Consider the following 6,000-nt stretch of genomic DNA (forward strand, 5'->3'; position numbering starts at 1 on the left):
AAAAGGGCAGGTCAGAGCCTCTTTCCAGGTTGACCCAATCTCTATAACATGGTTTAATTAGTGGTGTCGGAAGGGGAGGGCAACGCCCCAACCGGCACTCCGCCGGGCGAACGCTCCGGCGAAACCTCTCTCACCAGGAGAACGGCAGTGATGCAGCAGGAGCACCCGAAGCTCACCCAGATTCGAGCCATCCTCGCGAAGGCTGAAGCGACTCAGTATCCCGAGGAGGCCGAAGCGCTCACCGCGAAGGCCGCTCAGCTCATGGCCAAGTACGGCATCGAGCAGGCCATGTTGAACGACGGGCAGTCGAGCGGCGATGCCTCCACGGACCGCAAGACCACCGTCACCAACCCGTGGGCCATGGAACGCGTGCGCCTCATCAACCGCATTGCTCGCGCCATGGGATGCGAACTCATCCACCTTGGTCGAGAGGGCAACGGCCCCGCGCGACAGGTGCACATCTTCGGCTTTGAGTCCGACATTCAGCGGGTCGAACTCCTCTATACCTCCCTTCTCCTTCAGATGAACAGCAGCCTGGCGCGCCAGTCGGTTCCGTGGGGAGAAGGTGCCCGCGCGTGGCGCCGGTCCTGGTTGCTCGGCTACATCAACCGCGTCGGGGACCGCATCGAGGAAGCCGAGCGCCGAGCGCAAGCCGAGGCGAGCCACGAGACCACGGCCACCGGCCGCAGCACCGCACTGGTACTCGCCGACCGCAAGGCCATCGTGGAGCGCAATTACCGGGCCGCCTACCCGCGCACCCGCAGCGGCGGCCGGACCACCGTCACAGGCAGCGGATACGGCGACGGTTGGGCCGCCGGAGGGCGCGCAGACATCGGGGGCCGCAGGATCGGCCGCGCCGCCGCCGGGGCCATCGCGTCATAGCCCGCGCAGGCCGGGGCGGCAGTCACCTGCCGCCCCGGCGTCCGGATAAAGGGCCATCCGAACCACGTCACTGCGACCCCCAGGAGCGGAAATGCGCATCGGTAACCACGAAGTAATGAGCTTCCACGCCAACCACCAGACGGGAATGCGCACGGCTTTGCTCCACAACGGAGATGAGTGGGTTACCGCCATCATTCCCAAGGCATTCGGCCCCACCCCCTCCGAATGGTGGCACGGCCACTACCACGGCGAGGACTACGCCAGCGCACTGCGTGACTTCCTCTCTTGGTCCGAACTCAATGCCGCGCAAGAGGATTTCGCCCGACGAACACAGTCACTGCTCAACGAATGGGAAGCCGAAGCAGGCGCATACGCGGACGAGGATGAACGCGATCAAGAAGACGAAGAGGTCACCGCGAACTCCATTGAGGACAGGGCGATAACGCTCCTGTATGACCTGGCGGACGCGGCGTGAGCCGAATCGTGCACATACCCACTCGCCCTTGACCGCGCTCGCAGAGGAATCCCGCATGTACATGGAATGGGCCAGATTCGCCAAGACCGACGAGAACGGCCGCCACTACTTCCAGGTCTACCCTTTCCCCCAGGAATGGGCCGCCGCGACCCCGAAAGACCCCGGCACCGGCCGGATCAGCGAAGCCGCCGCCCTTGCCTACTCGATCATCTGCCCGTCCGGGTGGCAGTGGCAGACGCCGTGTCACTGCGTCGAATGCACCATCAAGGCCAAGTCCGCCCAGCACAGCAGCTCTTGACCGTCACCAACCCGCCCCAGGAGAAAGCAATGCCGTCCCGGAAGCCACCGCCCGCCACCCCTGCCCGTATCCTCACGGCCGCCGCCGACCACATCGAACGAGTCGGGCTCTACCAGGGTGACCACCTCTGGCAGCCCGGCCGGATGGGCGACACCGCCCCGTGTACCGTGCTGCACGCGTGGGGGCGCGGCGTGCGCTCCGTCCGGCCCCGCTGGTCCGTGCGCGGTGAACCGTGGGACATCTTCCAGCGCGCCCTATTCGACTCCCTTGTAGTGCTCAGCAACCACATCAACGGCCGCCCCGTCTCCGGCGTCCGGTGGCGCAAACTGCGGCTCACCGAGGACGCCTACCGGCGCACCCTCCTGTGGTGCTGGGGAGACGAGCTCAAGCGGACCACCGCCGAGGCCGCCGCGATGATCCGCGCCGCCGCAGCCCTGTACCCGAGTGGCGGCGATCACAGCACCCCTGGTTGCCCCAGCGGCAAGAACATGGTTTAATTAATGGTGTCGGAAGGGGGAGGGCAACCCCCCGACCGGCACCTTCACCGGGCCGAACGGCCCGACGAACTCTCACCAGGAAGAAGAAGGACCGATGACCAACGTCAAGACCCAGGCCGGCGTCCAGACTGCCCCTGCCCCGTGGTCGACCCGCACGGTCGCCGAACTCACTGCGCACCCCGGCAACGTCCGTGACATCGAGGCCCCGGCCGATCTGCTGTCCGACGTGAAGGACAACGGCGTCGTGGAGCCGCTGTACGTCGTGCGGACCCACGGCGACGTGCCGCAGATCATCGACGGGTTCCAGCGACTGGCCGCAGCCGTCGCCGCAGGGCTGGAGACCGTGCCGGTCACGCCCCGCCCCGTCATCCGGATCGACGCGCTCACCCCGCACCCGAAGAACGCCCGCGAAGACCTCGACATCAACGCGCCGTTCGTGGAGTCGCTCCGCGCCGAGGGGTGCCGCATCCCCGTCAAGATCCAGCGACTTGACGGCGGAGTCCTCCAGGTCAACGACGGAAACCGCCGCTACCACGCAGCGATGGACGCGGGCCTTACCCACCTGCCGTACGAGTGGGACGACGACGACCGCGACGCCGCCGGGCAGTTCCTCGACATGATCACGACCGCCCAGCACCGCAAGAGCCTGAGCGCGGCGGAGATGAACCAGGCCATGTTCAGCGCCGCCGAGGCGGGCGCGCAGGTGGGCCGCATCGCGAAGGCCGCAGGCGTGCGGCAGAAGGACGTGAAGACCCTCGTCAAGGTCAGGTCCGACGAGAAGCTGAGCGCCGCCGTCACGGGCGCGAGCGGCTACGAGTGGACCTTTGAGCACCTGGCCGCCCTCACCGAGTTTGCCGACGACCCCGAAGCACTCGCCGCGATCACAGAGGCCGCCGCCGAGGACGACGCCGACGCCGGAGACGTTGACTGGGCGATTGCCGTCGAGCGGACCAAGCGCGACAAGCGGAACAAGGCCGAGGCCCACCGCACCGAGCTGGAGGCGGCCGGGCAGAAGATCAGGGACGCCGAGGAGCTGTCCGAGCGTGCCATGCCCGTGTGGCGTCTGCGCGGCATCAGCACCGAGGAGCACGCCGAGTGCAAGGGCCTTGTGTGGGTGTTCGATGAGCGGCGGGGCGACCGGTACGAGCCTTACTGCTCCGCCCCTGGCCTGTACGGGCACACGGTGCCCGAGAGTGCCAACGGCACCGGCGGCACGAAGACCACCGCCGAGAAGGAAGCCGAGCGTGCAGCCCGCGCCGCCGTCAAGAAGGGGAACATCGACTGGGACGCCGCCGAGGCCCTGCGCCGGAAGTGGATCACAGACCTGATCAAGCGGCGCAACCTCCCGAAGGCCACCACCAACACCCTGATCGGGCACGTCAATAACGCTCTGCTGAACGGTAGTTGGGGTATCTCCGACGACCTGAACAAGGAGGGCACGACCGAGATCCTGGCCGGTTTCTTGGGCCTGAACGCCCAGCAGGCCAAGGACCGGGGCAGCTTCGCCGGGCACGTCGCCAAGGACCCGCGCCGCGCTCCCCAGTTGCAGTTCGCTGCCATCGCCGCCGTCCGGGAGAAGTGCGCGAACCGGTCGGCGTGGCGGACGGACAGCCAGCACGCCCCGTGGACGCGGAAGCCCACAGGCCGCTGGTTGCAGGTGCTCGCGTCCCTGGGCTACCCCCTCACGCCCATTGAGCAGTCGGTTGTGGACGAGGAGCCCTACGACCCGTCGAAGAAGAAGCCCCGCGCCGCGATCACGTCCGGCAGTGAGCCGGGGGCCGAGCAGGAGCCCGGCAGCGACGAGGAGGCGAGCGAGCCGGAGGCCGAGGAAGCCGACGACCCGGCAAGCGACGACGAAGCCGCCGCCTAACCACCTCAGCCGCCCGACGCCCGGGGGCGGGAATCCCTCCCGCCCCCGACCGCCCCAGGAGCCCCACAGTGACCCGTACAGCTCTGTTCGAGACCCACGCCGACGATCACGGTTGCGGATGCGTTCCGGCCCCCGCCGAGCCCGACCCCGGTACCACCGCCGACATCATGCAGGCCCGCGCCATCGCGTCCGGGCTCGCGGAGTTCGGCATCGGGCCCGCCCGCTGGTCCGCCGCCTACGACCACCAGGCCGCCGCCGTCGTCCTGCGCGTGGACACGCCGCGCGGACTGTATGCGCTCGCCATCCCGGCCCCCGGCCAGGCGTTCCCCGTCCGCCACCGGGGCGAGCGCATCGGGGCGCTGGACTGCCGCCGCACCTACGGCACCGCCGACAGCTACACCGCCGCCCTGTTCGCCGCGTTCCTGCGCGACCGCGCCGCACTCGACATCCCCGGCCGGGATGCTTGCCCCGCACCGCAAAACATGGTTTAATTAACGGTGTTGGAGGGGGAGGGCAACCCCCCTCCAACACCACGGGCCGCCAGCCGGCCCGACCCCGGCCGTACGCGGAGGGCAACCCGCCCGGCCGGGCGCTCGATTCCTCTCTCACCAGCAGGAGCACCCACGATGACCAGCGCAGCCATGCGTTTTTCCATCCCCGCCACGGCCGAGTCCCGCGTCCGTCAGCTTGTCGAGGCCACCAACGCCCGCGCCGCCGTCCACCGCCTCAGCGCGTACGCGCTCGACATCTCCGAGCCGTTCCTCGCCGACTACCACGACATTGACGGCCGTCTGATCGGCCAGCGCCCCACCGTCACCGTGACGATCTCCGGTGACATCCCCCGTCACCACGGCTGGACCGTCATCGCCCGCCTGGACCACGACGAGGAGGGCGAGACGATCACCAGCCTGTTCCCCGGTCTGCCCGAGCAGGACGCCGAGGCCGCGCGTCAGTACCGCGCCATCGAGAACTTCTGCCACGGGTGCGCCGTGGCCCGTCACCGCACCGCCACCTATCTCGCGCGCCACGAGAACGGCGAGATGCGGCAGTTGGGCACGACGTGCGTTGAGCCGTACACCGGTCTGCCGATCAAGGGCCTTGAGGCCCTGTGGAGGTTCGGCACGCTGAAGGACTCCGATTGGGACGGCGACGAGGGCGGCATCCCGGCCGATCTCCGCGTCCCGGTGGCCGAAGTCCTGCGGGTGACCGCCGCCATCGTGAAGGCCGAAGGCCGCTTCTACAGCCGGTCCGAGCAGTGGAAGAACACCATGCCGACCGCCGACGGCGTCGAAGCGTACTTCTTCGACCGCAAGGCCCCGATGGAGTGGCGGGCCGCCATCGACGCCGACCCCGACGCGCTGACCACCGCAGCCGCCGTCCGGGCATGGGCCGTCCAGGGATACGGCAGCCTCTCCGACTACCGCCACAAGGTAGGCCAGTTGGCCAAGGGGGAGACCGTCGACCCCCGCCACCTGCCGACGCTGGTGTCCGCCATCGCGGGTTGGTACCGCGACCAGGAGAAGGAGGCCACCGAGCGGGCCGCCCAGAACTCCAAGCCGCAGGGCACCGTGGGCGAGCGCATCACCACCAACGCCACCGTCACCACCGTGATCGAGCTGGAGGGCCGGACGTACGGCTACCACACCCAGCGCCGCCGACTGGTGAAGTTCCAGGACGGCGACGGGAACGTGTTCGTCTGGTTCAGCTCCGCCGCCGACGTCCCCGACCAGGGCGACGAGGTCGAGCTGACCGGCACGGTCAAGGACCACAGCATCTACGGCGAGACCGCACAGACCGTACTCACCCGGTGCCGAGTCACTGAGCGCGAACCGGTCGCCGCATAGGAGCACCCGGCCGGGCGGGAGCCACCGCCCGGCCGAACCCCGGCAGCCGGGCCGTGGGGGGGGGGGGGGGGGGGACCCCCGCGACCAACCCCCACCGGCGCGCGGACGGCGTCAGTCCAGATAGCCCCGTAGTT

Annotated in this window: 7 protein-coding genes; all 7 read left to right on the forward strand. The window is 69.0% G+C overall.

Going from position 1 to position 6,000, the window contains the following annotated elements; all coding sequences use genetic code 11:
- The first annotated feature begins 150 nt into the window (after nt 1–150).
- Nucleotides 151–882: a DUF2786 domain-containing protein gene (locus ACZ7NC_RS00135; protein ID WP_471483482.1), complete on the forward strand. Its 732-nt coding sequence runs from the start codon at nt 151–153 to the stop codon at nt 880–882.
- Between the two features lie 91 nt (nt 883–973).
- Nucleotides 974–1,357: a hypothetical protein gene (locus ACZ7NC_RS00140; RefSeq protein ID WP_471483483.1), complete on the forward strand. Its 384-nt coding sequence runs from the start codon at nt 974–976 to the stop codon at nt 1,355–1,357.
- A 28-nt stretch (nt 1,358–1,385) separates the two neighbouring features.
- Nucleotides 1,386–1,655 carry a hypothetical protein gene (locus ACZ7NC_RS00145; RefSeq protein ID WP_471483485.1) on the forward strand — a complete coding sequence of 90 codons (270 nt, stop codon included), beginning with the start codon at nt 1,386–1,388 and terminating at the stop codon, nt 1,653–1,655.
- A gap of 29 nt (nt 1,656–1,684) precedes the next feature.
- Nucleotides 1,685–2,152 carry a DUF6197 family protein gene (locus tag ACZ7NC_RS00150; RefSeq protein ID WP_471483486.1) on the forward strand — a complete coding sequence of 156 codons (468 nt, stop codon included), beginning with the start codon at nt 1,685–1,687 and terminating at the stop codon, nt 2,150–2,152.
- A gap of 94 nt (nt 2,153–2,246) precedes the next feature.
- A complete protein-coding gene (locus ACZ7NC_RS00155) occupies nt 2,247–4,022 on the forward strand; it encodes a ParB/RepB/Spo0J family partition protein (protein ID WP_471483488.1) in 1,776 nt (591 codons plus the stop codon).
- 68 nt (nt 4,023–4,090) lie between these two features.
- Nucleotides 4,091–4,513: a hypothetical protein gene (locus ACZ7NC_RS00160; protein WP_471483490.1), complete on the forward strand. Its 423-nt coding sequence runs from the start codon at nt 4,091–4,093 to the stop codon at nt 4,511–4,513.
- A gap of 135 nt (nt 4,514–4,648) precedes the next feature.
- Nucleotides 4,649–5,866 (forward strand): single stranded DNA-binding domain-containing protein, encoded by a 1,218-nt coding sequence (locus ACZ7NC_RS00165; RefSeq protein ID WP_471483491.1) that lies wholly within the window; start codon nt 4,649–4,651, stop codon nt 5,864–5,866.
- Nucleotides 5,867–6,000: the final 134 nt, after the last annotated feature.

The sequence above is a fragment of the Streptomyces sp. NPDC111802 genome (assembly GCF_055634335.1).